Annotated in this window: 24 protein-coding genes and 2 pseudogenes; 15 read left to right on the top strand and 11 right to left on the bottom strand. The window is 64.3% G+C overall.

Annotated features, from left to right (window positions below; genetic code table 11):
• Nucleotides 1-103 precede the first annotated feature (103 nt).
• On the top strand, nucleotides 104-1,330 hold the full coding sequence (locus ACIPZ8_RS24310; protein ID WP_400728634.1) for an MFS transporter: 1,227 nt from the start codon (nucleotides 104-106) through the stop codon (nucleotides 1,328-1,330).
• Nucleotides 1,331-1,382: 52 nt separating this feature from the next.
• Here the strand turns inward: ACIPZ8_RS24310 and ACIPZ8_RS24305 are convergent, their stop codons facing one another.
• Entirely contained in the window at nucleotides 1,383-2,471 is a 1,089-nt protein-coding gene (locus tag ACIPZ8_RS24305; protein ID WP_400728631.1) for a polyamine ABC transporter substrate-binding protein, read from the bottom strand.
• 34 nt (nucleotides 2,472-2,505) lie between these two features.
• Nucleotides 2,506-3,807: an NAD(P)/FAD-dependent oxidoreductase gene (locus tag ACIPZ8_RS24300; protein ID WP_400728628.1), complete on the bottom strand. Its 1,302-nt coding sequence runs from the start codon at nucleotides 3,805-3,807 to the stop codon at nucleotides 2,506-2,508.
• Between the two features lie 137 nt (nucleotides 3,808-3,944).
• Between ACIPZ8_RS24300 and ACIPZ8_RS24295 the strand changes: the two genes are divergently transcribed.
• Nucleotides 3,945-4,865, top strand: coding sequence for a LysR substrate-binding domain-containing protein (locus ACIPZ8_RS24295; RefSeq protein ID WP_400728625.1), 921 nt, complete (start codon nucleotides 3,945-3,947; stop codon nucleotides 4,863-4,865).
• Between the two features lie 324 nt (nucleotides 4,866-5,189).
• Here the strand turns inward: ACIPZ8_RS24295 and ACIPZ8_RS24290 are convergent, their stop codons facing one another.
• Nucleotides 5,190-5,669: a hypothetical protein gene (locus ACIPZ8_RS24290; protein WP_400728623.1), complete on the bottom strand. Its 480-nt coding sequence runs from the start codon at nucleotides 5,667-5,669 to the stop codon at nucleotides 5,190-5,192.
• 163 nt (nucleotides 5,670-5,832) lie between these two features.
• Between ACIPZ8_RS24290 and ACIPZ8_RS24285 the strand changes: the two genes are divergently transcribed.
• From ACIPZ8_RS24285 to ACIPZ8_RS24260, 6 genes are all read left to right on the top strand, one after another.
• A complete protein-coding gene (locus ACIPZ8_RS24285) occupies nucleotides 5,833-6,258 on the top strand; it encodes an anti-virulence regulator CigR family protein (RefSeq protein ID WP_400728620.1) in 426 nt (141 codons plus the stop codon).
• Nucleotides 6,259-6,291: 33 nt separating this feature from the next.
• A complete protein-coding gene (locus tag ACIPZ8_RS24280; protein WP_400728618.1) occupies nucleotides 6,292-6,705 on the top strand; it encodes a GFA family protein in 414 nt (137 codons plus the stop codon).
• 78 nt (nucleotides 6,706-6,783) lie between these two features.
• Entirely contained in the window at nucleotides 6,784-7,392 is a 609-nt protein-coding gene (locus ACIPZ8_RS24275) for a GNAT family N-acetyltransferase (protein ID WP_400728616.1), read from the top strand.
• The gene (locus tag ACIPZ8_RS24270; protein ID WP_400728613.1) at nucleotides 7,389-7,748 is read left to right on the top strand and encodes a cupin domain-containing protein; all 360 of its coding nucleotides are present in this window, start codon (nucleotides 7,389-7,391) and stop codon (nucleotides 7,746-7,748) included. Before ACIPZ8_RS24275 ends, ACIPZ8_RS24270 begins: the two co-directional genes overlap by 4 nt.
• A 149-nt stretch (nucleotides 7,749-7,897) precedes the next feature.
• Nucleotides 7,898-8,503: a glutathione transferase GstA gene (gene gstA / locus ACIPZ8_RS24265; RefSeq protein WP_400728610.1), complete on the top strand. Its 606-nt coding sequence runs from the start codon at nucleotides 7,898-7,900 to the stop codon at nucleotides 8,501-8,503.
• Nucleotides 8,504-8,779: 276 nt separating this feature from the next.
• Nucleotides 8,780-12,166 (top strand): Ig-like domain-containing protein, encoded by a 3,387-nt coding sequence (locus tag ACIPZ8_RS24260; RefSeq protein ID WP_400728608.1) that lies wholly within the window; start codon nucleotides 8,780-8,782, stop codon nucleotides 12,164-12,166.
• Nucleotides 12,167-12,222: 56 nt separating this feature from the next.
• Here ACIPZ8_RS24260 and ACIPZ8_RS24255 read toward each other — a convergent pair whose 3' ends face one another.
• The 3 genes from ACIPZ8_RS24255 to ACIPZ8_RS24245 all read right to left on the bottom strand — a co-directional run bounded on the left by ACIPZ8_RS24255 (nucleotide 12,223) and on the right by ACIPZ8_RS24245 (nucleotide 14,207).
• Nucleotides 12,223-12,711, bottom strand: a complete 489-nt coding sequence (locus ACIPZ8_RS24255) for a glycine zipper domain-containing protein (RefSeq protein ID WP_400728606.1) — start codon at nucleotides 12,709-12,711, stop codon at nucleotides 12,223-12,225.
• A gap of 232 nt (nucleotides 12,712-12,943) precedes the next feature.
• Nucleotides 12,944-13,348, bottom strand: a complete 405-nt coding sequence (locus ACIPZ8_RS24250) for a DUF2251 domain-containing protein (RefSeq protein WP_400728604.1) — start codon at nucleotides 13,346-13,348, stop codon at nucleotides 12,944-12,946.
• 88 nt (nucleotides 13,349-13,436) lie between these two features.
• Nucleotides 13,437-14,207, bottom strand: coding sequence for an IclR family transcriptional regulator C-terminal domain-containing protein (locus ACIPZ8_RS24245; RefSeq protein ID WP_400728601.1), 771 nt, complete (start codon nucleotides 14,205-14,207; stop codon nucleotides 13,437-13,439).
• Nucleotides 14,208-14,352: 145 nt separating this feature from the next.
• Between ACIPZ8_RS24245 and ACIPZ8_RS24240 the strand changes: the two genes are divergently transcribed.
• From ACIPZ8_RS24240 to ACIPZ8_RS24220, 5 genes are all read left to right on the top strand, one after another.
• Entirely contained in the window at nucleotides 14,353-15,162 is an 810-nt protein-coding gene (locus ACIPZ8_RS24240) for a shikimate dehydrogenase family protein (RefSeq protein ID WP_400728599.1), read from the top strand.
• 4 nt (nucleotides 15,163-15,166) lie between these two features.
• On the top strand, nucleotides 15,167-16,894 hold the full coding sequence (locus ACIPZ8_RS24235) for an FAD-dependent oxidoreductase (protein WP_400728597.1): 1,728 nt from the start codon (nucleotides 15,167-15,169) through the stop codon (nucleotides 16,892-16,894).
• Nucleotides 16,879-17,199: an NIPSNAP family protein gene (locus ACIPZ8_RS24230; protein ID WP_400728594.1), complete on the top strand. Its 321-nt coding sequence runs from the start codon at nucleotides 16,879-16,881 to the stop codon at nucleotides 17,197-17,199. Before ACIPZ8_RS24235 ends, ACIPZ8_RS24230 begins: the two co-directional genes overlap by 16 nt.
• A 171-nt stretch (nucleotides 17,200-17,370) precedes the next feature.
• Complete coding sequence (locus ACIPZ8_RS24225; protein ID WP_400728591.1) at nucleotides 17,371-19,044, top strand: FAD-dependent oxidoreductase; 1,674 nt, start codon at nucleotides 17,371-17,373, stop codon at nucleotides 19,042-19,044.
• A 165-nt stretch (nucleotides 19,045-19,209) separates the two neighbouring features.
• Nucleotides 19,210-20,535 carry an MFS transporter gene (locus tag ACIPZ8_RS24220; protein WP_400728588.1) on the top strand — a complete coding sequence of 442 codons (1,326 nt, stop codon included), beginning with the start codon at nucleotides 19,210-19,212 and terminating at the stop codon, nucleotides 20,533-20,535.
• A gap of 346 nt (nucleotides 20,536-20,881) precedes the next feature.
• On the opposite strand, the pseudogene ACIPZ8_RS24215 reads toward ACIPZ8_RS24220, so the two are convergent.
• Nucleotides 20,882-21,020 (bottom strand): annotated as a pseudogene (locus tag ACIPZ8_RS24215) (carboxymuconolactone decarboxylase family protein); the annotation flags it as partial.
• Between ACIPZ8_RS24215 and ACIPZ8_RS24210 the strand changes: the two are divergent.
• Nucleotides 21,013-21,213: pseudogene (locus tag ACIPZ8_RS24210) on the top strand (helix-turn-helix transcriptional regulator); the annotation flags it as partial. The pseudogenes ACIPZ8_RS24215 and ACIPZ8_RS24210 overlap by 8 nt on opposite strands.
• Nucleotides 21,214-21,291: 78 nt before the next feature.
• Here ACIPZ8_RS24210 and ACIPZ8_RS24205 read toward each other — a convergent pair.
• Nucleotides 21,292-22,170 (bottom strand): LysR family transcriptional regulator, encoded by an 879-nt coding sequence (locus ACIPZ8_RS24205; protein ID WP_400728585.1) that lies wholly within the window; start codon nucleotides 22,168-22,170, stop codon nucleotides 21,292-21,294.
• A 107-nt stretch (nucleotides 22,171-22,277) separates the two neighbouring features.
• On the opposite strand from ACIPZ8_RS24205, the gene ACIPZ8_RS24200 reads away from it, so the two are divergent.
• Nucleotides 22,278-23,279, top strand: coding sequence for a zinc-dependent alcohol dehydrogenase family protein (locus ACIPZ8_RS24200; RefSeq protein WP_400728583.1), 1,002 nt, complete (start codon nucleotides 22,278-22,280; stop codon nucleotides 23,277-23,279).
• 178 nt (nucleotides 23,280-23,457) lie between these two features.
• On the opposite strand, the gene ACIPZ8_RS24195 is transcribed toward ACIPZ8_RS24200, so the two are convergent.
• From ACIPZ8_RS24195 to ACIPZ8_RS24185, 3 genes are all read right to left on the bottom strand, one after another.
• On the bottom strand, nucleotides 23,458-24,273 hold the full coding sequence (locus ACIPZ8_RS24195) for a sugar phosphate isomerase/epimerase family protein (protein ID WP_400728580.1): 816 nt from the start codon (nucleotides 24,271-24,273) through the stop codon (nucleotides 23,458-23,460).
• Nucleotides 24,274-24,296: 23 nt separating this feature from the next.
• Complete coding sequence (locus tag ACIPZ8_RS24190) at nucleotides 24,297-25,349, bottom strand: Gfo/Idh/MocA family protein (protein ID WP_400728578.1); 1,053 nt, start codon at nucleotides 25,347-25,349, stop codon at nucleotides 24,297-24,299.
• A gap of 139 nt (nucleotides 25,350-25,488) precedes the next feature.
• A complete protein-coding gene (locus tag ACIPZ8_RS24185; protein WP_400728575.1) occupies nucleotides 25,489-26,265 on the bottom strand; it encodes an IclR family transcriptional regulator in 777 nt (258 codons plus the stop codon).
• Nucleotides 26,266-26,297: the final 32 nt, after the last annotated feature.

Genomic DNA, 26,297 nt, shown 5'->3' with positions numbered 1-26,297 from the left:
CAAGCGGCTTGCCTGCCTGGTTGGCAAACCCGGCTTTTATAATCGCCTTCAATTTTCCCTCCCCCTCGCCTGCAACAGGCGACCTCACCTTGGAATCAGGACTATGCCAAGCGTCAGCCAGGCCCCTCACGGCCGCCCCGAACATGATCAACAAAGCGTCAGGCAGCAGTGGCTGGCGATTCTCTCGGTTGCCGTGGGCGCCTTCGCCCTGGTCACCAGCGAGTTTCTCCCGGTGGGCGTACTCAATGATGTGGCCAGCGACCTGGGCATCAGCGCCGGCCACGCCGGCTTGATGGTGACCCTGCCCGGCATCATGGCGGCCCTCGCCGCGCCACTGCTGTCGGTGGGCATTGGCGCCATGGACCGGCGCTACCTGCTGATCGGCCTGACGCTGATCATGATCATCGCCAACTCGGTGGTGGCCTACGCCAGCGACTTCAGCCTGCTGCTGTTCGGGCGTGTACTGCTGGGCATCAGCATCGGTGGTTTCTGGGCCACCGCCATTGCCCTCAGCGGCCGCCTGGCGCCCAAGGGCGTGAGCGTGGCCCGGGCCACCTCGATCATCATGGCCGGCGTGACGTTGGCGACCGTGCTGGGCGTACCCGTGGGCACCTGGCTGAGCGGCCTGATGGGCTGGCGCATGACCTTCCTCGCCACCGCGCTGCTCGGCGTGCCGGTACTGCTGGCGCAGCTGTTCCTGCTGCCGCGGCTCAACCCGGACAAGGCCATCCGCGTCAGTGACCTGCCGGCGCTGTTCATCAACCCGCAAGCCCGGGTTGGCTTGATCGCGGTTCTGCTGATCGGCTTGGCGCACTTTGCCGCCTACACCTATGTCGCGCCGTTCTTCAAGCAAAGTTCCGGCTTCGATGGGCCCACCATCAGCTCACTGTTGCTGCTCTACGGCGTGGCCGGGGTGATCGGCAACCTGTTCGCTGGCTATGCCGCCAACCAGAGCGTGCGCCACACGCTGTTGCTGGTGGCGGTGATGATCGGCGTCAGCACTGCGCTGTTCCCCTACTTCGCCACCGGCCTGACCGGCGCGGCGATGCTGATCGCGCTGTGGGGCTTCGCCTTCGGCGCGTTCCCGGCCTGCTCCAGCATCTGGATGTTCGTCGTGGCACCCAAGGACGTCGAGCGCGGCATGCCGCTGTTCGTGGCCATGTTCCAGGTGATCATCGCCCTGGGTTCGTTCTTCGGTGGGCGCATCGTCGACCAGATGGGCAGCTCGGTGCTGTTGAGCCTGGCCACGGCGCTGGTGGGCTGCGGGTTTGTCACGGTGCTGGTGCTGGGGCGTAATGTCAGCAACAGCCTGGCGGCACAGGCTGGCTGACGCGAGGTGATCGCTCGCGACGGGTCGCAGCCTGGGCTGCGACCCCGCGGCATCACTTGCCACTTGTCACTCGGGTCCAAAGCCGGGTGCTCAGGCGCATCCCCGCCGGCGACAGGGTCTTGATCGGGAACAGCGTGTCGAGTACCGATTCCGGCGGGTAGATTGCCGGGTTGTCGCGCAGATCAGGCGTGATGTACGCCAGCGCGGCCGCATTGCCATTCGGGTACTTCACCGCGTTGCTGATGTTGGCGATCACCTTCGGCTCCAACAGATAGTTCAGGTACGCGTACCCATTCTGCCGGTGCGGAGCCCCCTTGGGCATCACCACCATGTCGACCGCCACGGTCGAACCTTCACGCGGAATGCTGTAGCCCACATCCACCCCGTTCCCGGCCTGCCTGGCACTGCTCATGGCCTGCAACACGTCACCACTGAAACCGATGGCCACGCAAATATTGCCGTTGGCCAGGTCACTTACATACTTGGACTGGTGGAAGTAGCTGATGTAGGGCCGCACCGCAAGCAATGCTGCTTCAGCCTTCTTCAGGTCCTGGGGGTTCTCGCTATGCGGGTCCAGGCCCAGTGTCTTGAGCGTGATGGAAACGATCTGCGTCGGGTTGTCGAGGAACGCCACGCCACACTGGCTGAGCTTCTGGATGTTTTCCGGCTTGAACAACAGGTCCCAGGACTGCGTCACCTCGGTGCTGCCGAAGATCGCCTTGATCTTCTCCACGTTGTAGCCAATGCCGGTGGTCACCCACATGTACGGGATCGCGTAGCGGTTGCCAGGGTCGCTGGCCTCCAGGATCTTCATCAGCTTGGGATCAAGGTTATGCCAGTTGGGCAGCTGGCTGCGGTCCAGCTCCTCGATGGCCCCCGCCTTGATCAGGCGCGGCAGGAAGTGGTTCGAGGGGCTCGCCAGGTCGTAACCACTGTTGCCGGTCATCAGCTTGGCTTCGGTGGTCTCGTTGCTGTCGATCAGGTCGTAGGTGGTCTGGATGCCGGTGCGCCGGGTGAACTCGGCCAGCGTGTCATCGGCGATGTAACCGCTCCAGTTGGCGATATTGACCCGTTCTTCGGCATGCGCTGCGGTAGCCAGCAACGCTGAGGACAACAGGGCCACGCAAATGTGCTTGTTCATGGACTCGCTCTCTTGTTCTTGTTTGAAAGGTAGGTCAGCGTTCGCCCTGGGCACGGCGCACTTCCCAGGCCATGCGCACGCTGGCGCCCAGGTCGAAAAACGGCCGTGGCGGCAGGTAGCCCGGGCGGGCCTGGCCCAGCACATCGCCGAGCAAGGCCGAATCGGCGCCCGTGGCCATCTCCACCAGCAAGCGGCCCCACAAGGTGCCGCGGGCGACACCGGAGCCATTGCACCCGGCCACGGCATGCAAGCCATCCTCAACCCGGGCGAAGTAAGGCTCGCCGGAGCGGGTGCCGCTGAGGTGGCCGGTCCAGGTGTATTCGAGGTCCTGGGCGGTGATGCCCGGGAAGCGCTTTTGCAGGCCCCACAGGTGCTCGCGCTGGCGTACGGCCAGGCCGGCGGCATCGATGTCACGCTGGCGATACTCCACGGTGTTGCGGATCAGCAACCGGCGCCCCGGCAGCAGGCGTAAGGTGCAGCCGCCCGGCAAGGTGGACAGCACGCCCCAACCCGGGTCGTCGAACAGCGGCTGCCAGGGCCCTTCGGTGAGCGGGCGGGTGATGCTGGCACTCAGCTCCAGCGGGAACGTGCCACTGCGCTTGAGGCCGACCCGCGGCAGGAACGCACCCACACATACCAGCACTTGCCGGGCCTGCACTGCGCCTGCTTCGGTATGCGCAGTCCAGCCTTTGCCTGGGCGGCGGCGCAGCTCGGTGACGCCGCTGTGCTCGAAGACTTCCACCTGCTCCGGCAGGCTGTCGGCCAGGCCTTTGACGTAGCGCGCCGGCTGCATCAGCCCGTTGCCGCCCGCGCAGTGAATGGCGCGGGCATAGAACGACGTGCCCAGGCGCTGCTGCAGAGGCGCGCCTTCGAGGAACTGCGCCTGTGCCCCCACGGACGCCAGGGTTTCCAGGGTCCGCTCGACCTGCTGCAGATGCGCGGGTTCATGCACCGCGAAGTGGTAGCCGTTGTCACTGAGTTCGCAGTCCAGCTTCAGCTCGGCGATGCGCCGACGTACCTCGTTCCCCGCCGCCACGCCAATACGCGAGGCGACCTGGTAACCGGCGTACCCTGCCGTGCCGATCAGTTCGTCGGCCCCAGGCAACTCATGGCTGACCACAAACCCGGAATTGCGCGCCGAGGCGCCTTGGGCGACGCGCTGGCGCTCGAGCAACACCACCCGTTGCGAGGGAAATTGCCGCGCCAGGGTATGGGCCGCCGAAAGCCCGGTGATGCCGCCGCCGATAATCAGCCAGTCGGCCTGTTGCGTGCCCTCGAGGCGCGGCTTTACCGGCGACTCTCCAGCCAGGGCGATCCAGCCACAGTGGTTGTTCATTGTCTGTCACTCCTTCACAATCGATGCGCAGGCGTGATCGACCAAAGATCCCCGGATGCCCGCTACACGCCCTTAATCTAAGGACATGGCGCCGAGAGTTCTAACGCTAATAATTCATCCATCCATTCGGAATTTGCATGGATACCTACCTTCGTGTGCCCTCGCTGCACGCACTGCAGGCGCTGGTCCGGGTCGCGGACACCCGCAACTTCACCGAAGCCGCGCGCCAGCTGCACCTGACCCAGAGCGCGATCAGCCGGCAGATCCAGCAGCTGGAAGAGCACTACCAGACCGTGCTGTTCGACCGCACCAGCCGCAAGGTCGCCCTGACCGAGCACGGTCGCGAGGTCTACGAGGTGGCTCGGGAACTGCTCAAGTCCCTGCGCATGCTGGAACAGCGCTTGGCGCCAGCGCCCCTGGACCGCCCTTTCCGCATCCGCATATTCGTATCCCTGGCGGTGCGCTGGCTGTTGCCGCGGCTGAGTTCGTTCTATGCGATGAACCCGGGGCTGACCCTGTCCATCGAGACCGTCAGCGGGGAACGGGTGGACGAAGGCGGCGACTGCGATGCCTATGTGCTGTACCTGCCTGGCGGCCTGGACGATCGCCGGCTGACGCCACTGTTCGACGAATACCTGATCCCGGTGTGCGCCGCGCAGCTAAATGACGGCCGCGCCCCACCCCGTTCGGCCGAAGCATTGGCCGGGCATTCGCTGATCCACGGCTCCACCTCGCGCTACGAGTGGAACCTGTGGCTCAAGGCGCAAAAGGACCTGCCCGGGCTCAGCTACCAGCATCTGCTGTTCAACCTCGACGACCTGGCGCTGGACGCCGCCGCCCGAGGCCTGGGCATCGCCATGACCGACCGCATGCTGGCCCACGACGCGCTGGTGCGCGGCGAACTGGTGGTGCCCTTCGGCGAAGCCCTGAAGACCGGCGGTGTGTATGCCCTGTGGCTACGGGACAGCGGCGTTGCACATCCGGCGTGCCAGGCAGTGTTGAACTGGTTCGAAGAACAGGTGGAGCAGACCATGCAGCCGGGAAAACCGCGACGGTAAAAGTTCGGCCCGATGCCAGGCTATCGCCACTTGTGGGGCCGGAAGAGAGAGCAACATTTTCGCAGGTGAGTACGCGCAATACTGCAGACAAGTCAGGCGCTGGCTCCAGGAGGGATACAGCTGTCCAGCAGCTGGTATGGCTCGTAAGGCGCCATTCAACTGCTCAGTCGCTTCTCCATAGGCTGATAGATCAGCCCTGCAATCTCGCCAACTGCTCTTCGTACCTCGGCGCACCTGATCGCAGCCAGCGCCATCGATGCAAAAAAGCCCAGCAGAGGCTGGGCTTCCAAACGCCAGGGGCGGCACTCAATCGAGTCGGTCAGATCACCGATCGTTCTTTGAAGAGGATGCCGTGGCGTTGCTTAGACCTTTGGAATTGTGCTCGCCTGGGGTGGTTCGAGAGATGGCTGTGGATTTGGCCAAGCCGCGAGTGTCTTTGGAGTGGGCGACACCCGAGGTGGTGGTTCCGTGACCTTTATCACTGTTGCGCGAGCTCCCGTAATGGTTGCCGCTTATTCCATGATCGCGTGTTGCTTTGCCTTCGTGGTCGCTTCCAGCGCTCATTCCATTTCCGTTGTGCCCTCCCATACCGCCTGCATGACCACCGCCATGTCCGCCGCCATTGCCGCCGCCGTTGCCACCGCCGTGACCGCCGCCACCGCCACCACCACCACCACCACCACCACCACCACCACCACCACCTTTGGCGTATGCAGAACCAATCGGGGATAGATCAGCGGGCACGAATGCCGTCAACCCGAGTACCAATGCACAAGCAAAAGCAGCAACAAGGGGTTTTCTCATTTTTGTTCGCCTCCAGAGGCGCGGGGGGAGCTAAAGTGCCGATCTGACCAAGAGCGCGCGCTGAAGTTCTCGCATTCCGACAGAATGCTGCCCCTTTGAGAGCATTGCCTTCGGTATCAGGTTGACTACGCTCTCGTTAGATAAATGATCAAGGACGGTTCACGTGGGTAAAAAATTGAATTTCGCCGTAGTGCTCTCGCTGGTAATGGGTTTTAGCCCAATGCTGTTGGCAGATCCGGGAAAAGGGAAAGGCCACGACAAGGGAAATCAGCACGGCAACCCTGGGCATCAAGGCAATGGTAACGGCTGGCAGAGTGGACCTTCTGTCGACTTGGGCGGGGTGCGGGTCATCCTCAACGACAATCGCGATTACTGGAATCCAGCCGCCTCTCTACCTCCAGGGATTCAGAAGAATCTGGCACGCGGCAAACCTCTCCCGCCCGGAATCGCCAAAAAACTGGACAGCAGGCTGATCGAACGACTTCCTCATTACGATGGCTATGAGTGGCAACAAGCCGGAGCTGACATCCTGCTTGTAGCTATTGCCTCGGGTGTGATCTACGAGGTACTGCACAACGTGCTGGATTGAAGTTGTCAGCTTGGACAACGCTGGAAGTAGCGGATGCCACCGCCCACGCTCCACATGTTCGATCAGGCGCTGCGCTGCGCCGGTAGGCGTCAGACCAACCGATACGGGCAAGTCACGATTGCGATCGTAGCGCAGCGACTGCCGCCGCTGTATGCCTGCCACTGCTTGAATTGCCAGCGCTGGAGCGGAAGTGCGTTTGGCCTGCACATGCTGAGCGCGGCTTCAGCTGTTCAGGTGGCGGGCGAAACGGCGATCTTTGAGCATGAACATCAAGGTCATACGTCCACCCAACATGCCTGCGGTCTATGTCATACCCGGCTGTTCAACGAGACCACGGCAGCGCCCGGCATGCGTGTGGTACGGGCCGGCATTCTGGAATGTGTGACTCGTCGCACGGCGAATTGTGAGGGCAGCGTCGCACGCCGTGCTGATGGTGTTCGCCCATAGCATGATGGCAACCGTTCAATCCGCCTACCCTGCCCCCTTTGTCAAAGGCGTAATCCTGGAAACCAACCACCCGACCCCATGGGAGCACTGTACGTGCCTATCGACTTCAGACCCGCTCAAGCCGCGGACGCGCACGATATTGCGCGCTTCTTTCAACTGACATCGGAGGGCATGGCCGATTACATCTGGAGCAAGCTTGCAGCACCTGGAGAAGCACTGCTGAGTGTCGGCGCATCTCGCTATTCCAGGGAGCAGGGCGACTTTTCCTACAAGAACTGCCTGATGGCCACGTTCGAAGGGCGCGTCATCGGCATGATGCATAGCTATGCCTTGCGTGAAACCCCTGACAGGCCTGTGGAGACAGACCCGGTCCTGGCGCCTTATTCCGACATGGAAATACCCGATACCTTGTACATATCCAGCCTGGCACTGGATGAGGCCTGGCGCAGCCAAGGGCTGGGCGTGCAGTTTCTTCGCCACGCCCAGCAGCGCGCTGAGGACGCTGGCCTGGACGGGTTATGCCTGATCGATTATGCAGAAAACCACGGTGCACGCCGCTTCTACGAACGTCACGGTTTTCAGATTGTAAAAACCTGCCAGATCGTTGCGCACCCGATGCTGAACGTCACCGGTGAAGCCTATTTGATGTATCGCCCCAACCACAACGTGCTCGAGAAAAAACCATGAACCAGAAACTGACCGTGTTCCGCGAACTGGATATCCAAGCGGTGCGCGACCTTCCCTTTTTTGAAGAAGTCGTGGAAGGCACCCCTCACACGCTGACGTCCAAGTACTACCACGATGAGCAGCAAGGTCGCATCTGCGGAGAATGGGAAGCCAGCACCGGCGCATGGCGCATCGACTACAAGGTCTGGGAGTTCTGCCATGTCCTCAGTGGATGCTGCGTCATCGAGCTTGAGGGTTGCGCCCCCGTCACACTGAGCGCTGGCGACACGTTCATCATCGAACCGGGCGCCAAGGGCAAATGGACCGTGCTGGAAGACATGAAAAAGAAGTTCGTGATCCTCTTGTCCGCGAACTAGGCAGCGCCGGCGCTTCCAAGCGTTGACCCGATGCCAGGGGGCGCAACGCAGCTTGCGTGAAATCCTGTTTTGGTGTCATAACCTGTGCGCTGCACAGTGCCTCACCTCGCCAGCCTTCGCACACTGACCCGCTCGAATGGGAGAAGAAAATGAAGCTCTTTTACACGCCAGGTGCCTGTTCGCTCTCGCCGCACATCGTCCTCAACGAATTGGACCTGACCTACACCGTCGAAAAAGTCGACCTGAAGCACCACACGACTGCCAGCGGCGCGGATTTCTACACGGTCAACAGCAAGGGCTATGTTCCCGCCCTGCAACTGGATAACGGCGAAGTCCTCACCGAGGGCCCGGCCATCGTCCAGTACCTCGCCGACCAGAAACCCCAGGCCAACCTGCTGCCCCCGGCAGGCTCGCTGGAACGCGCGCGGGTACAGGAATGGCTGAACTTCATTGGCACCGAGGTGCACAAGACCCTCGCCGCCCTGTTCAACCCAAGCATCAGCGCAGAGGCCAAGAGCAAGACCCTCGAGGCCTTCGGCAAACGCCTGGGCTTCGTGGACAAGGCATTGCAAGGCAAGGACTTCCTGACCGGCCAGCACTTCAGCGTGGCCGATGCCTACCTGTTTACCATCGTCAACTGGGCGCCAATGCTGGGCATTGACCTGGCACCCTGGCCAACGGTGGCGGCATTCCAGAAACGCGTCGCCAGCCGCCCGGCCGTGCAGAAAACCCTGCAAGCCGAAGGCTTGATCTGACCTTCGCCGGGCTCAAGCCCCCTGCCCTCTGCGGGCTTGAGCCCATTGCGCGCCCTCAATTCAGCACACCGATCATGGGGAAACTTGCCCCCGTTACCGGGCATTGGCATGGGGTATTGGCGCCCATTTGTTTTGCGTACATCAAGCGACACAAGGACTTAGCTGGCAAAGCACTTGTGAAAAAATTGTTGGCATAGCCGTTGCTCCGGCCTGTTGAACCAGGCAAAGCGCTATCAGTGGCCCACGGCCACCTAGCTTCGAGCGAGGCACCACACTATGCCAATACCTGTCGTGATCCACCCGCGTTCCCACGCATTCAGATTGTCAGCCCTCACCGCGCTGATGCTCAGCCTGTCAGCCGAGGCATCGTCGCTGGATGACGTCAGCCAGCCAACGCCGACAGACCCGTCGCATTACGATGACCAACCAGCTGACCCCGCCCCGGCGCTGCTCAACCTGTTCAACCTGCCCGAGGCCAACGAAGGTTCCCTCGAACTCAAAGATGGGGTGTATGGCGATCGCTCGACCAACCGCGTCGACAACGTGCTGCCGCCCGCGCTGCAGACTTCTCGCAATTACCCTACCAACGGCAAGCCGAGCCCGTTGTTCGGCGCGCAGCCGTTCACCCAGCAATTGCTGCTGTTCGAGGAGTTCGGCCCGGAAAAACTCGACCCCAACCTGCCGCCGCCTGCCCTGACCTTCCCGGTCCCGACACTGGGTGCAGCCCCTGCGCAAGACCCAGACGTGGTCGCCCGCAGCAGCCCCAACGGCAATGCCCTGGAAGCCTTCCTCAAGCAGCCGGGCCTGTACCCGTTCCCGACCCAGTACGCCAACACCCTTGACCGCAACCCGTGGAAGGCGCAGATCGAACTGTTCCTCAACCGCAACTCGGTCGGCTCGCCGGCGGAAGGCCGGCCGCCAGGAAAAGGCTGGTCGCACCAGCGCTGGAACGAGTTCTATCCCCAGGCGGCGTTCAAGACTGCACAGGCAGGCGCACGCATCAACCAGGGGCTGCGTGACCGCAAGCAGCTGCACAACTATGCCGTCGGCGAGTTCGCCCCGGGCGGGCTGTACTACCAGACCTCGGACATCCCGACCACCCTCGGCACCACCAAGGGCATCGACACCCGCTTCCACCCGAACTTCCCGCTGCAGAACCACAAATCGCTGTGGACCTTCGACGGTACCTTCCCGCCGAAGCTGCTGATGGTTCGCTATGGCCAGCCGGTGCTGATGCGCCACTACAACGCGCTGCCGATCGACCCGGCAGCCAACGCAGGCTTTGGCCTGCACACCATTTCCACCCATGAACACAACGGCCATAACCCGGCCGAAAGCGATGGTTACGCCAACGCCTATTTCTTCCCCGGCCAGTATTACGATTACCGCTGGCCGGTGCAGCTGGCCGGCTACGACACCATCAACACCCGTGCCGAAGACCCGCGCGCCGCGTTCCCCTGCTCGCCGGGTGAAACCCTGTTCGTCAACGACGCCAATCCGGGGCTGAAGACCTGCGAAAACGGCAGCATCAAAGTGCGTGGCGACTGGCGCGAAACCATGAGCACCCATTGGTTCCACGACCACATGCTGGATTTCACGGCGCAGAACGTCTACAAGGGCAACGCCGTGATGATGAACTACTACAGCGCCATCGACCGCGGCAACGAAGCGCTGCAGGACGGCGTCAACCTGCGCTTCCCCAGCGGCTCGGCCATGCCGTGGGGCAACCGCGACTACGACGTCAACCTGGTGATCGCCGACAAGGCCTGGGATCAGAACGGCCAGCTGTGGTTCAACCCGTTCAACACCGACGGTTTCCTCGGCGACCAGGTGCTGGTCAACTGGCAGTACCAGCCCAAGCTCAAGGTCCGCGCCCGCAGCTACCGCTTCCGTATCCTCAACGGCTCGGTATCGCGCTACTTCAAGTTTGCCGTGGTACGTGAAATCGCCGGCAACGGTGGCGAATTCAAGGGCCCTTCCGGCTCCAACGTGTCGTACGCCCGGGTGCCGTTCCACATGATCGGCAACGACGGCAACATCATGGAACACGCCGTGCCGTTCGACGGCACCCTGGACCTCAACGGCGACGGCAAGACCGACGACAACAACGCGATCCTGCCAGTGCAAGCCATTGCAGAGCGCTATGACATCATCATCAACTTCGCCAGGAACGGCATCAAGGCCGGCGACAAGCTGTACTTCGTCAACCTGATGGAGCATGACACCGGCAAAGGCCCGAAACAGGCCATCGAGCTGGCCGACGTGCTGTCCGAGAAGTACAAGGCAGTGATCAAGCAGACCAGCAAAGGGCCTGAGTGGGACAAGGGCGACCCGGTGGTCGGCAAATTCATGCAGTTACTGGTGCAACCCTACAGCGGCACCGACCTCAGCATGGACCCGGGCGCCTATGAACCGGCCAAGCCGGGCAAGGCCGAAGGCCTGAAGATGATCCCGCTGACCATCGACCGCAATGCCCTGGCCGACCAGGCCAAGCTCAAGGCTGCGCGGCACCGCGAGTTCCTCTTCGGCCGCTCCGACGGCACCGACAGCGCACCCTGGACCATCAAGACCGACGGTGGCTTCGGCTACAGCATGGACCCGCGGCGCGTCACCGCCGCACCGCAGATGGCCAGCGAGGCAACCCCGGGCGGCTTCAGTGGCGACGGTACCCTGGAGGTGTGGAAGATCAAGAATGGCGGCAACGGCTGGAGCCACCCGGTGCATGTGCACTTCGAAGAAGGCGTGGTCCTCAGCCGCGACGGCAAGGCGCCACCGGAATGGGAAAAATGGGCGCGCAAGGACGTCTATCGCATCGGCCCGGAAGCCGACTCTTCGATAGAGCTGGATGTGGCCATTCGCTTCCGCGAATTCGCCGGGACCTACATGGAGCACTGCCACAATACCCAGCATGAAGACTCATCGATGCTGCTGCGCTGGGACCTGGAGCATCCGGGGCAATTCCAGGTCATGCCGACGCCGCTGCCCGGCTGGGATGGTGTGGAATACATGGCTTCGGTGGGCCTGCCAACCTTCCGCAGCGCCAGCAAGGACAGCGGGACGGACCCGGCCAACAAGCCACCGGTGGCCAACAACGACAGCGCCGCGACCACGGCCGGCAAGCCGATCGTGATCAACGTGCTGGCCAACGACACCGACCCCGAGGGCAACCTGCCGTTGACGGTAACGGGCCTGAACCAGCCGGACTCGGGCCAGGGGACGACCAGCACCAACGGCACGACCATCACCTACAGCCCGCCGGCCACGGTCGATACGCCGTTCACCGCCAGCTTTGCCTACACCGCGCGTGACGCCAAAGGCACCGAGTCGCTGGCACCGGCGACGGTCAGCGTCGCGGTAAGCCCGGCTGTGGTGGCCGACCAGATCCAGGTGAGCAGCGCCGTGGTGCAGATGCGCAGCAACAATCGTTACACCTGGGACATCTCCGGCACCACCTCGGTGGCCACCGGCAACAGCATCAGCGTCACGGCAGCCACCACCAGTGGCCCACTGGACCTGGGCGCGGCGACGCTCACGGCGGCAACCAGCGGAGCGCGCTGGCGGTTGTCGGTGACCACCACCGGCAGTGGCCCGGCCACCCCTGCGACGATCACCGTGAAATCGGCACTGGGGCAAAGCGTGAGTGCTCCCATCACCGTCAAATGAGTGCTGGGCAACACGGGGCCGCATTGCGGCCCCTGGGACGCCAGCCTCGGCGCCGATCAGTCGTCGTCGTGGTGTTTGCGCCACCCATAGTGATGGCCACGGTCGTGGTGGTGACGACGCCAACCCCGATCGTCGTCATCATCGTCATAGTCGCGCCCACGGGAGCGATGACCACTTTCATCGTCATACTCGCGGCCCATGTGGTTGCCCAGGGCACCGCCCACGCCACCACCGGCTGCCGCACCGATCAGGCTGCCGGTGGTGCCGCCCATCTGGCGCCCCACCACGTTGCCGCCGGCGGCGCCCAGTGCGCCGCCAATGGCCGCTTCGCCACGGCTGTGCTTGTTGGCGCCCACCGCACCACCGGCCGCGCCACCTAGACCTGCGCCGATTGCCGAGCCGGTGCTGCCGCCGATCGACTGGCCGACCACCGAGCCCAATACCCCGCCCAATGCGCCGCCTATGCCTGCTTCGGTATTGCCGCCTGCCGATGCAACGCCGCTCAGCAGGCCAAGTGACAACAACAGAATCGAGGAGTACTTCATGGATGAAAGCCTCAAGGGAATGCCGAGGCGATCCTGAGGCTCTGCACGGGGCGTTACAACGGAAATCCGACGAATAACACGGGTTGGAAAAATTCTCTAAGTTATTGTTTTTTCCGCGAAACTTTGCGGCCTTTTGGCAGTCTTTGATTGCTTGACATGACCTCGTCGATCGCCGCGGTCCTGGCCTCCATTCCAGGCAGCGTTGCAGACGCGTGCCGAGCCTCAAGGGCTGTCAGGCAAAATGCCGCAGGGCGCTGTCATCCCACTCATGGCCCGCGTGCGACCAGCCGTTGTCCATCGGCAACGGGAACCCGGTACGGCATTGGCCCTGTTTGGCTTCAAAGTCGAAGACCGCGTGCGGGTAGTCGTTGATCAGCAGTAGCGCCTTGCGGTGGTCCTCGGACCAGGCAATCTTGACCATCGAGGGCTTGTCCCGGTCCGCCACGCTCTCCACGTCGTAGATGTGCAGCGCATTCTGGATCGGGTTGCCGCCGCCTGAAGTGTCCAGGGCGTAGAAATAGCCGGTTTCCTCATCGTCCTCGAACACCACGGCGTAGGGCCCTTCCCCGGCCGGCGCCTCGACCACCAGGCCGTCCCCTACGAGCAATTCGTTCTGTGCAGCAAGATAGGCAGGCATGTGGGCGTTCCTTTTCCTGTGTCTGGAGGCTGGATCATGCCCAGCAACGGATGCCCGCTGCAAGCGAATCAGGTTTGGGTCTGATACTTCAATCCAGCACCGGTTTGAGCAGCGCCTGCGCCTCATACAGCGTCGCCAGGTAGCGCAGGCGCATCTCATCGATGCTCAACCGCGAAGCATGGGTGGTGATGGTCAAGGTCGCCTTCAGCTGGCCCCTTCGGTCGAGCAACGGCACACCCAGCACGCGCATGCCGATTTCGTATTCCTGATCGACGATGCTGTAGCCCTGCGCCCTTACCCGCTGCAACTCTGCCATTAACAGCGCCCTGTCGGTCTGGGTGTATGGCGTCAGTGCCTGCAGCGGATTGCGCGCGAAGTACTCCTCGCGTGGCCCCTCCTCCAGCCACGCCAACCAGACCCTGCCGCTTGCCGTGCAATACATCGGCACCCGCGACCCGGGGCGGATCGACAACGAAGCAATGTGGCTGTAGCGACTGCGCACCAGGTGAATGATCTCGTCGCCATCGCGGCTGCCCACCGACACATGCTCCTGGGTCTGCCGCGCCACCTGCTCGACGATCGGCCGCAACATCCGCGGCAACTGCGCCGAATCGACATAGGCCTGGCCGATGCGCAGGGCCTTGGGCGTCAGCCAGTAATGGCGGTTGTCGGTCTCGGCAAAGCCTTCGTGCACCAGGGTCAGCAGAAAACGCCGCGCAGCACTGGGGGTCAGGCCGGACAGCCTGGCCGCCTGGGGCACGCTCAGGCGTGGTTGCTCAGCACTGAACAGTTGCATCAGCGCCAGGCCTTTCTGCAGGCCGGCGATCAGGTCGCGGGGGTGGATCTCGGGCTGGGACATGAACTCGGCTCTTGAAAAGTGGCATTCAACGCGATTAACGCATGATGATTGCGATTATCGCAATAAACGTCCGATAAGCGCATTGTTGATGACACCTCCCCGCGCCAAGCTGGCCTCCACAACAACAGTCATAACGGAGGTCAGCATGATCCGAGGTTCGACAGAACTGGTCGCCATCGTCGGTTCGCCCATCGCCCAGGTGAAGTCACCGGAAAACTTCAACACCTGGTTCGCCAACAACGCCCGCGACCTGGCGATGCTTCCCATCGACCTGCAGGAAACGGCGCTGGGCGCCTTTGTCGACAACCTGCGCGGTTGGCGCAACCTGCGCGGCTGTGTGGTCACCGTGCCGTACAAGCAGGCCCTGGCCGCACGACTGGATGGGCTCAGCGAGCGCGCCAAGGCACTGGGCTCGGTCAACGTGATCCGCCGCGAGCACGACGGCCGCCTGCTGGGCGACAACGTCGATGGCGCGGGCTTCCTCGGCGCCGCCCGCCTGCAAGGCTTCGTGGCCAGCGGCAAGCGTGCGCTGGTGGTGGGCTGCGGTGGAGTCGGCAGTGCGATCGCCTATGCACTGGGCGAAGCGGGCATCGCCAGCATCACCCTCAGCGACCCCAGCGCCGAACGCGTCGGTGCGCTCGGTGAAGTGCTCGGCACGGCCTTCCCGGACCTGGAGATCGACACACAGTACCGCTCGCTGGAAGACTTCGACCTGCTCGTCAATGCCTCCCCCGTCGGCATGGGCAACAGCGGCGAACTGCCTTTGCCAGCGGTGCTGCTGGAGACCCTGAAAGCCGCCACGCTGGTAGCCGACGTGGTCACCTCGCCGGAAATCACCCCACTGCTGCACAAGGCGCGGGAACGCGGCTGCCCGATCCAGACCGGTGCGCAGATGGCCTTCGCCCAACTGGGCCACCTCGGCGCCTTCATGGGCGTGACACCGCTGGAGATCTGACGCCATGAGCGCTAGTGAACAAGCAGTGTTCGACCTGGTGGTCCTCGGCAGCGGTGCCGGGGGGTTCGCCACCGCCGCCACGGCGGCCCGCCGCGGGCTGAAGGTGCTGGTGGTGGAAAAGGCCGAACGCTTTGGCGGCACCTCGGCGATTTCCGGCGGCGCGGCGTGGATCTACGGCAGCGATCAGGCCCAGGCTGCCGGTGCCAAGGACTCCCCCGAAGCCATGCGCACCTACCTGAAGACGATCATCGGTGCAGGCTACAACCCGGCGCTGGTGGATGCCTTCATCGAGCAGGGTCACCAGGCCCTGCGCTGGCTGGAGCACAATACCGAACTGCGCTACGGCCTGCGCCCGCACTCGCCCGACTACTACCCCGACGAACCCGGTGCCACCGAGTTCGGCCGCGCCCTGGAGATGGTCGAGTACGACGGTCGCCACCTCGGCTCGCGCTTCAAGGACCTGAAGATGCCACCGCCCGGCATGCTGCTGTTCGGCGGCATGATGGTCAACCGCGTGGACATCCAGCACTTCCTCAACCTGCGCCGCTCGCCCGCCTCGCTGTGGCATTGCCTGAAACTGATGGCACGGTATGCGCGGGACCGTCTGCAGCATCCGCGGGGCACCCGCCTGACCACCGGCAACGCGCTGATCGCGCGCCTGGCCAGCAGCGCCTTCGCCCATGGCACAGAACTGTGGCTGCGCAGTGAAGCACAAGAGCTGATCGTTGAGTGCGGCGTGGTCACCGGCGTGATCGTGCAGCGCGAAGGTCGACGGATTCGGGTGCAGGCTCGCGGCGGCGTGGTCTGTGCCATGGGCGGTTTTGCTGCCGGGCAGCTGGCCGCCGGCTACCGCCCGGTTGCCGCAGCGCCACACCTGAGCATGTCGCCGCCCACCAATGACGGCGCCGCCCTGCGCCTTGGCGAGGCGGTGGCGGCAGCCGAGGGTGACGGCCTGGCGGCCAATTTCTTCTGGGCGCCGGTGTCCGAACTGCGCCATGCCGATGGCGAGCGCGAGCGCTTTCCACACCTGGTCACCGACCGGGCCAAACCCGGGGTAATCGCGGTCGACCCGGCCGGACGGCGCTTCGTCAACGAGTCCAACTCGTACCACCACTTCGTGCAGGCCATGTTCGCCAACGGCATCGGCCATTGCTGGCTGATCTGCGACGCCGAGGCAATGAACCGCTATGGCCTGGGCCTGGCGCGGCCGAAGCCGGTGGACAACGCGGCGCTGATCGCAGCCGGCTATCTGCACCGCGCCGCCAGCGTGCCGGCGCTGGCCGAGGCCATCGGTGTCGATCCCCAGGCCCTGCAGCAGACGCTGGAGCACTTCAATGCCGACGCCCGCAGCGGCATCGACCGTGAATTCGGCAAAGGCGGCAACAGCTACAACCGCTACATGGGCGACCCTCAGCACCAGCCCAACCCATGCCTGGCGCCACTGACCAAGGCGCCGTACTACGCCATCCGCCTCCATACCGGCGACCTTGGTTCGGCGCGCGGCCTGGTGACCGATGCCAATGCCAACGTGCTGAACCGCAGCGGCGCGCCCATTGCCGGGCTGTATGCGGTGGGCAACGACATGAACTCAATGATGAACGGCACCTACCCCGGCCCGGGTATCACCCTCGGCCCCGCCCTCACCTTCGGCTGGATCGCTGCCAGCCATATCGCAGAGCGTCTGCAGGCGCCAGCCACCCACCAGGAGCAACCCGCATGTACTACGAACTGAGAACCTACACCCTCGACCCGCTGAAAATGGCCGACTGGCTGGCCCTGTACCAGAGCCATGCACTGGAGGTGCAAAGCGAGCACCTGGGCAACCTGGTGGGCTTCTTCACCAGCGAATTCGGCGAGGTCAACCAGGTGGTGCATATGTGGGCCTACGCCAGCCTCGACGAGCGCATGGCGCGCCGTGCGGCGATGGCGGCCGACCCGCGCTGGGCGGAATTTTCGCGGCGCAATCGGGAGCTGGGCGCAGTGCTGCAGCTGCACTCGCGACTGCTGCGACCCACGGCGTTTTCGCCGCTGCAATAGAACACTTTTCTCTTGAATCCGCGGGCCTTGTAGGAGCGGCCTTGTGTCGCGAAAGGGCCGCAACGCGGCCCCGGCAGTTTTTGCTGCGAAGCTGAAATCCTGGGGCTGCTGCGCACCCCTTTCGTGACACAAGGCCGCTCCTACAGGGGGCGCGCCAAAAAGGATTGATACATGCAACCCCTTGCGTGTGACGTACTTGTCATCGGCTCCGGTGCCTCTGGCCTGGCGGCCGCCGTTACCGCCGCGCATCACGGCCTGCAGGTGATCGTCGCGGAAAAGGCCAGCCAGCTTGGCGGCACCAGTGCCTGGTCGGGGGGCTGGCTGTGGATTCCACGCAACCCGTTGGCTATCGCCGAAGGCATCGTCGAACGCGACGACGCTGCGGAACGCTACCTGCGCGCCCAGACCCACGTCGCCGAACTCGACCCTCGCCAGCGTGCCTTCCTGCGCCATGGCCCGGAGATGGTGGCGTTCTTCCAGCAACACACCGCCGTGCAGTTCCAGTCCGGCAGCAAGATGCCCGACATGCGTGATGGCGACGGCAGCGCACGTGGCGGGCGCTCGCTGTGCGCGCTGCCGTTCGACGGCCGGTTGCTTGGCCCATGGCTGCACAAGCTGCGCCCGCCGCTGGACATCGTCAGCCTGGCGGGCATGGGCATCGCCGGTGGCGCCGACATGGCCGCCTTCTTCAACGCCCGCCGCTCGCCGAAGGCCGCCCTGCATGTTGGCAAGCGCCTGCTGCGCCATGGCCGCGACCTGCTGCTGCATCGGCGCGGTCTGCAGCTGGTCAACGGCAATGCCCTGGTCGCCCGCCTGTTGCGCAGCGCCCTGGACCTTGGCGTGACCGTGCTCACCGACAAACCGGCCACTCGCTTGCTCGGCGATGGGCGCATCGACGGCGCCCAGTTCGCCGGCGGCCAGGTGATCCACGCACGCCGTGGCGTGGTGCTGGCGTGTGGCGGCTTCGCCCACGATCGCCAGCGCATTGCCCAACTGATGCCCCATGCGCCCGATGGCGATCAGCATCACTCGGCCGCGCCGCCGCAGAACAGTGGTGACGGCCTGCGCCTGGGTGAACAGGTCGGCGCCCGGCTTGGCCCCTCGCTCGCCCATGCCGGCGCCTGGGCACCGGTCTCGCAGGTGCCGCGCCGTGACGGCAGCATTGGCCACTTTCCGCACCTGGTCGACCGCGCCAAGCCCGGCTTCATCGCCGTGCGCCGCAACGGCCGGCGCTTCGTCAACGAAGCCGACTGCTACCACGACTTCATGAATGCGCTGTTCGCCGCCACGCCACAGGGCGAACCCCACGAGGCCTGGCTGATCTGCGACCACGCCGCGCAACGGCGCTACGGTATCGGCTGGGCCAAGCCGTTCCCGTTCCCGACCGGCTTCTATCAGCGCCGCGGCTATCTGGTCAGCGGCCAGTCCCTGGCCGAACTGGCGCAGCGCTGCGGGATCGATGCCGCGCAACTGCAACGCACCGTGGCCGACTTCAATCGGCATGCCGCACGCGGTGAAGACCCGGCCTTCCAGCGCGGTGCCTCGGCCTACAACAAGGCCCAGGGCGAACCGTTGCAGGGGCCGAATCCCGCGTTGCGCCCCTTGCTGCAGGGGCCTTTTCATGCGGTGAAGCTGCTGCCCGGCAGCCTCGGCACCTTCGCCGGCCTGGGCACGGATGCCTCGGCCCGGGTGCTCGATCACGCGCAGCAGCCGATACCCGGCCTGTTCGCGGTCGGCAACGACATGCACAGCGTGATGGCTGGGCATTATCCTAGTGGTGGTATCACCCTGGGGCCGGGCATGACCTTCGGCTATCTGGCGGGCAAGGCGCTGGCCAGTCTGTGAGCGGGGTTCGCTACTGTTCGGTTATCGAACACTAGCCCCCTCCAGCGAATTGACGGTCGCCGCTTCACTGCTCACCATGCACCGGCCTTGCGTGTACCCCCTGCCTGGGGCCAGGTCACGTTCGAGAAAAAGCCGTTCATTACAATTTCAAGAAACGACCAGGATATGAACCACTCCAAGCTCACAACCGCCAGCCCACGGCTGCCTTCTGCCGGCATCGGCGACAAGATCCGTGGCGCCTTCGCCGTCGGCAAGACCCGCTGGGGCATGCTCGCCCTGGTGTTCTTCGCCACCACCTTGAACTACATCGACCGCGCCGCGCTCGGCATCATGCAGCCGGAACTGGCCAAGGCCATGAGCTGGACGGCGATGGACTACGCCAACATCAACTTCTGGTTCCAGGTCGGCTATGCCGTCGGCTTCGTGCTGCAGGGCCGGCTGATCGACAAGGTCGGCGTCAAGCGCGCCTTCTTCGCCGCCGTACTGCTGTGGAGCCTGGCCACCGGCGCCCACGGCCTGGCCACCTCGGCAGCCGGCTTCATGGTCTGCCGCTTCATCCTCGGCCTGACCGAAGCGGCCAACTACCCGGCCTGCGTGAAGACCGTGCGCCTGTGGTTCCCCGCGGGAGAGCGCGCCATCGCCACCGGCCTGTTCAACGCCGGCACCAACGTTGGCGCCATGGTCACCCCGGCCCTGCTGCCCCTGATTCTGACCGTCTGGGGCTGGCAGGCCGCGTTCATCGCCATGGGCTGCCTGGGCCTGGTCTGGCTGGTGTTCTGGGGCCTGAAGTACTTCAACCCGGAAGAGCACCCAAGCGTGCGCCAGAGTGAGCTCGACTACATCCAGCAGGACGTCGAGCCGGAGGTGGCGCGCCTGCCCTTCAGCCGCATCCTCGGCATGCGCGGCACCTGGGCCTTCGCCGTGGCCTACGCGATCACCGCGCCGGTGTTCTGGTTCTACCTGTACTGGCTGCCGCCGTTTCTCAACCAGCAGTACAACTTAGGCATCAGCGTGACCCAGATGGGCATCCCGCTGATGCTGATCTGGCTGACCGCCGACTTCGGCAGCATTGGCGGCGGCATCCTGTCCTCGTGGCTGATCGGCCGCGGCGTGCGCGCCACCACCGCGCGCCTGGTGTCGATGCTGATCTTTGCCTGCACCATGCTCAGCGTGACCTTCGCCGCCCATGCCAGCGGCCTGTGGATCGCAGTGCTGGCCATCGCCCTGGCGGTCGGCGCGCACCAGGCCTGGACCGCAAACATCTGGAGCCTGGTGATGGACTACACACCCAAGCACCTGATCAGCACGGTGTTCGGCTTCGCCAGCATGTGTGCGGCGATTGGCGGGATGTTCATGACGCAGATCGTCGGCAGCGTGCTGATGGCGACAAACAACAACTATGCCGTGCTGTTCACCATGATCCCGGCCATGTACTTCCTGGCGCTGATCTGGATGTACTTCATGGCGCCGCGCAAGATCGAAACCCAGTAAGCGCGGATTCCAGTTACCTCGATGGGGCCCTGACGGGCCCCTTTTTTCATGTAAAACCGGCGTTTCCTGCACGGGCCTTATCGTCGACAAGCCGGCTCCCGCAGGTAAACCCGCGGCCCCGGGCATACAGATGTCCGTCACGGGTCGAAAGCGGTCCGTCGCAGACTGTCTGCTATCGGCCCGTTTGGGATACTAACCAGAGAGAAGGGTCAACCCTGACGAAGCGGCTGCGACGTGGCCCGTTCCGGAGCACTCATGCAGATAAGGCATGAAGCAGCGCATCGAGCCTGCCCTGATGGGGGTGGTATAGATAGTCACTTGGCTCATGGCGGTTACCCTCCTGGCGTGCCGACGGCGGGAAGTCGATATCGGTCGTAGCGATGTTGTTCAGGTAGTTGGTCAGGGTCAGCAGCGTGACTTGCGGTGATCTGCTGCGCCAGCGCTGCGACCGCGCTGAGGGCGCCGCTGCGGGCTTGGCTGATTGCCAGCCGCAGCATCGCCTCGGGAATGATGGCCGGGCTGGCCAACGCCCAGCTGTCCCGTGCGCTGCTTGCTATCCACAACGAGCCCCAGCAAAACTGGTCCGTGGCGGAGTTGGCGGATCGTGCCGGTATGTCACGCGCGAGCTTTGCTGCGCAGTTTCGCGAGACCTTGGGCGCAAGCCCGAGGGAATGGCTGCAGCAGAACTCGGCATGATACCTGACAGCTCTGCCCGTTACGGCAATACGCGCGGACCTGCGCCCCGCTTGGGAGCAGCTACAAATGCTCCCGGAGAAAATCGACGAACGCCATCGTCCGAGCCGAGCGTCGTCGCTCGCGACTGAACACGGCGCTGACTGGCAGCGCGGTGGTCTGATAATCGTCGAGCACGCTGCGCACGATGCCCTGCTGGACGTCTGCTGCGAACAGCCATTGCGGAGAGAGGGAAACGCCCAGGCCGCCCAGGACCATCTCACGTATGGCTTCGCTGCTGTTGCTGGTGACGTTGCCCTTGATGGCGACATCGAGCCCTTGCGCACCGTGGGTGAAATGCCAGCGATCGTAATGCTCCAGCAGGGTGAAGGCGATGCAGTTGTGGTTTGCCAGGTCGGCGGGCTTGCCTGGCAGGCCGTGGCGATCCAGATAGCTGGGCGCGGCATAGACCCGCCGCGTGCTGGTGCCCAGAGAAACGGCCACCAGCCCCTCGCTCTTCACCACCCCGATGCGGATCGCCAGGTCGATGTTTTCCTTGAGCAGATCCTCGTTGCTATCGCTCAGGCGCAGGTCGATCCGTACATCGGGATGGCGCTGCAGAAAGGCCCCAAGCAGCGGCGCTATGCACAACCTTCCGTAGGTGACCGGTGCGGCGATTCGCAGGGGGCCGGCAATTTGCTCCTGGCCGCTGGCGAAGCTGCGGGTGGCGCTGTCGAGCTGGCCGAGAATGTCCTGGCAGTGCCTGTAAAAGCCTTGCCCTTGGTCGGTCAAGGCCAAAAGCCGGGTGCTGCGAATGAAAACGGCCCCACCCAGATACTGCTCCAGCGAACGGATCTGCTTGCTCACCGCAGGCTGCCCGATGTTCAGTTCGCGCGCGACCGCCGAGAACGAGCCACGCTCCACGACGCGCACGAAGATGCGCATGCTATCGAACAGATCCATCGACATTAGGCCTCTTTCAGGAATGAGTGATATGCGAATTTGGTTTCTTATCAGAATGGATAAGTCGGAGCAATCTGTAAGCCTCCACTCATTCAGAGGTGCCCGTCATGAATCAGACCATGCTTGCCGCTATCGCTGAATCCGCCCAGGCCCCGCTGGCCGTCCGCCACATGGCTCGCCCTGTTCCCGGTAAGGGGCAGGTCCTGGTCAAGGTTCACGCCGCGGGGGTCAACCCGCTCGATACCAAGATCGCCACTGGCGCCGGAGCACACGCCCGCCAGGCACTGCCGGCGGTGCTCGGCCTGGACCTGGCCGGCACAGTCGTCGAGCTGGGCGAGGCGGTCGAGGGGTTCACGCCCGGCCAGGCGGTCTTCGGCATGGCCGGCGGGATCGGCGGTGCTCAAGGCACCATGGCGGAGTACATCGCCGTGGATGCCCGATTAATCGCGGCAAAGCCACAGGTGCTCAGCATGCGTGAAGCCGCCGCTTTGCCTTTGGTCTTTATCACCGCCTGGGAAGGCTTGGTGGATCGCGCCAATGTCCATGCCGGCCAGCGGGTGCTGATCCATGGCGGTGCGGGAGGGGTCGGGCAAGTCGCGGTGCAACTGGCCAAGGCGCGCGGTGCCGAAGTCTACGCCACCGGTTCGGCGGCGAGTCTCGACTTCATTCGCTCGCTGGGCGCCACGGCAATCGACTACCAGACGCAAAGCGTGCAGGCTTACGTCGAGCAGTACACGGCCGGCGAGGGGTTCGACATCATTTATGACACCGTGGGTGGCAGCACGCTGGATGCGTCCTTCCAGGCCGTGAAGCCCTATACCGGACACGTACTGAGTTGCCTCGGCTGGGGCCAGCACAGCCTCGCGCCGCTATCGTTCAAAAGCGCCACCTACTCGGGCGTGTTCACCCTGACGCCGTTGCTCACCGGCACGGGACGCGACCACCATGGGGACATCCTGCGCGAGGCGGCTATGCTGGCCAATGCCGGGCAGCTGACCATTCGAGTCGATCAGCAGCACTTTGCGCTGGCAGAGGTCAACGAGGCATTTCGCCAGGTCGCAGCAGGTCGCAGCAAGGGCAAAACGGTCATTCAATTGGTGAGTGAATAGGCCTTGGTGTTCTAGGGCTCCACCCGTACAAACAGCTAGGTGCGTCCGCTTCTGGCCAATAGTCGCCCTTCGCGAATGGCAGCTATGGGTCGGTCACTCGCGGGTGACAACTATCGACCCCAAGCATACATTTGTGAGCGGCTTGCCGGCGATCACGGGCCTAGCCCGTTTCCTGAGCTCAGATTCTGGCAAGTACGGCCTTGGCCTTCTCCAACGCCATGCGCGCCCGCTGCTCACCGCTGATGCCCTGCTCCATCAGCTGCCGGGTGGGAATCTCCAGGCTCAATGGGACGGTCGCCGGCAAACCCCGCAACAGCCCCACCAGGTCGGCATCACCCTCCCCCGGGAAACGCCGTTCGTTGCGCGCCTGGCGCAGGATTTCGTCCATGTCGGCGGGCACCGGGCCGGCGACATCGCACAGCTGGGCATAACGCATGCTGTGCGCCGGCAACTGCGCCAGGTCGTCCAGCGAGGAGCGCGAGCGGTTGAAGTGGAAGGCATCGACCAGCACGCAGCCATTGGCCCGGTCAGCGTTGGCCACCACGCGCATGGCCTGGCGCAGGTCACGCACGTCGGTCCAGGGCATGAACTCCAGGTGCGGGTAGATGCCATAGCCGGCTGCCAGGTCGCACAGCTCGGCAAAGTGCGCAGTCAGGCGCGCTTCATCCGGGTCGTTGCCGGCCACCAGCAGCTCGGTGCCACCCAGCTCGGCACCGACCGCCAGGATCGGTTCGAAATCGGCCACGCAGGTGTCGGCCTTGAGCCGGAGGATCTCCAGGTCGAGCACCTGGATGCCGGTGTCGCGCAGGCGCGCCTGGGTCTGCCGGCGCAGGCCGGCGTCTGCCACCAGTGGGAAGTGCTGCTCCTGCTCGGTGGCCGGCACCAGGCGCAGGCCCACATGGCTGTAGCCGGCGCGGGCGGCGGCTTCCACCATGTCTGGCGGGGACAGTTCGAGCACCGTCAGGGCGGCGAGGGAAAAGATTCGGTCGGTCATTTCACTTTCCTAAAGACGAGAAATCAGGCGATCAGTTCTGGCGCACAGGCCCGGCCCGTTTCGGCGGCCTGGCGGATCGCTTCGATCAAGGCCAGGGTGCGGCCACCGTCGGCGGCATCGATCAATGGCGCTTCAGTGCCCTGGACCACGCGGATGAAGTGCTGCAACTGCAAGGTCAGCGCCTCGCCTGCAGGGATGGCTTCCTCGCTCTGCAGCAACGGCGTGTGCCAGCCGGAGCCTGCCTCTGCGTAATGCCAGCGCTTGAGCTGTGGAATGCTCAGCGCCCCCTGGGTGCCGGCCAGCAGATAGCAGGGCTGCCCATCCTGGCGCGGGTAGATCGGGCTTTCGCCGGAATCCAGCTCCCAGCTCCACGGCGCAGCCACCGCGTCGGAACCGGTCAGGCTGCCCAGCGCGCCGTTGGCGAACTGCAGCAGCACCGCCGCGCTGTCTTCGTTGGCGAAGCCGCGCACGTCGTTGCGGGTGAAGGCCTGCACCTGCACCACCTCGCCACACAAGTGGCGCAGCAGGTCGAGGTCGTGGATCAGGTTGGTGAGCAAAAAGCCCGCCCCCGGCTCGCGGCGCCAGGGCGTCTCGAAATAGCTGTCGGGTTTTTGCAGCTGCCACAGCGCAGTGACATTGATCAGCCGGCCCAGCTTGCCTTCGCTGATAACCTGATGGGCCTTGGCGATCAGCGGATTGTGCCGCCGGTGATGGCCGACCAGCACCGGCACGCCACGGCGGCGCGAGGCCTCGACCAGCGCACGTACCTCATCCAGGTGCACGCCCACCGGCTTTTCCACCAGCACCGGCACACCGGCCTCGACGCAATCCAGGGCAGTGGCCACGTGCAGGTTGTTGGGGTTGGCGACGATCACCGCATCGGGCCGGGCCTGTTCGAGCATCTGCCGGTGATCGGCGAAGCAGGCAACCCCGCATTCGGCGGCAAACGCCTCGGCCTGCGGGCCTGGGTCTGCCACGGCGCACAGCCGGGCTTGCGGCAGCCGGCGCAGGTGCTGGTAATGCTGGCGGCCCATGATACCGGCGCCGATCAGGGCGATTCGTAGGGGTGAGTTCAACGCACTGTCCTCTTGTCGTTACTGTGGTGCCGATAGTGAAACCAAGTTCCAGAATCGACATTGCACAATGTAGAACCAAGTTCAGCTTTTCAGAACGACCCACCCGACAGACTGTGCGATTACCGACCACAAATGCATATCAGGCGAACAATTCGCTCGCCCGGCTGGCAGCCGAAAGCTCGTCTGCCGCCGCCAGCAGCAGCGGCGCCAGCTCGGCCAGGCGCGCTTGCGCCAGGCGGGCGCTGGGGCCGGCAACGCTGAGCACGCCGATCACCTCGTCGCTCTGCGGGCGCCGCACCACCGCGGCCAGGGCTGACGTGCCGATGGCCGAAGTCTGCTCGACCCAGGCATAGCCGCGCTCGCGGGCGCGGTGCAGGTAGGCCAGCAGCTCATCGGTCGAACGGGGTGCATTGGGGCCGAACTGGGCCGGGTCGGCAATGCCCTGGCGCAACACCATCTGCAGCGCCTCTTCATCGCTCAGGCTGGCCAGCCAGGCATGCCCGGACGCGGTGTAGAACAGGGGCGCGTCACGCCCCATGTCGGGGTCGTAGCGCAATCCGGAACGGGCACCCTGGGACTTGGCGATCCAGGTCTGACGGTGGCCGTCGATCACACCCAGACGCACCAGTTCGCCGCTGTCCTGGGCCAGGCGGTCGAGGATCGGCTGGATGATGTCGGCACCGCTGCTGGACAGGTAGCGAAAGCCCATCGCCACCAGCTTGGCCGACAGCTGATAACGGCTGTTGTCGCGGTTCTGCCGCACATAGCCCAGGCGCACCAGTTCGGTAAGCATGCGGTGGGCGGCGCTCTTGGGAATGCCCAGGCGCTCGGCCAGGGTTTGCAGCGGCAAGCCGTGCGGCTCGCCGGTGAGGCTTTCAACAAGACTGAAGGCGCGTTCGATCTGACTACCAGCCATGACACGTATTCCTGAAAATTTGCCGAATTCTA

The organism is Pseudomonas sp. NPDC089422, from assembly GCF_044749405.1.
GTDB lineage: Bacteria > Pseudomonadota > Gammaproteobacteria > Pseudomonadales > Pseudomonadaceae > Aquipseudomonas.
The sequence above is the reverse complement of the archived record's forward strand: the minus strand, read 5'-3'. Positions and strand labels throughout refer to the sequence as shown.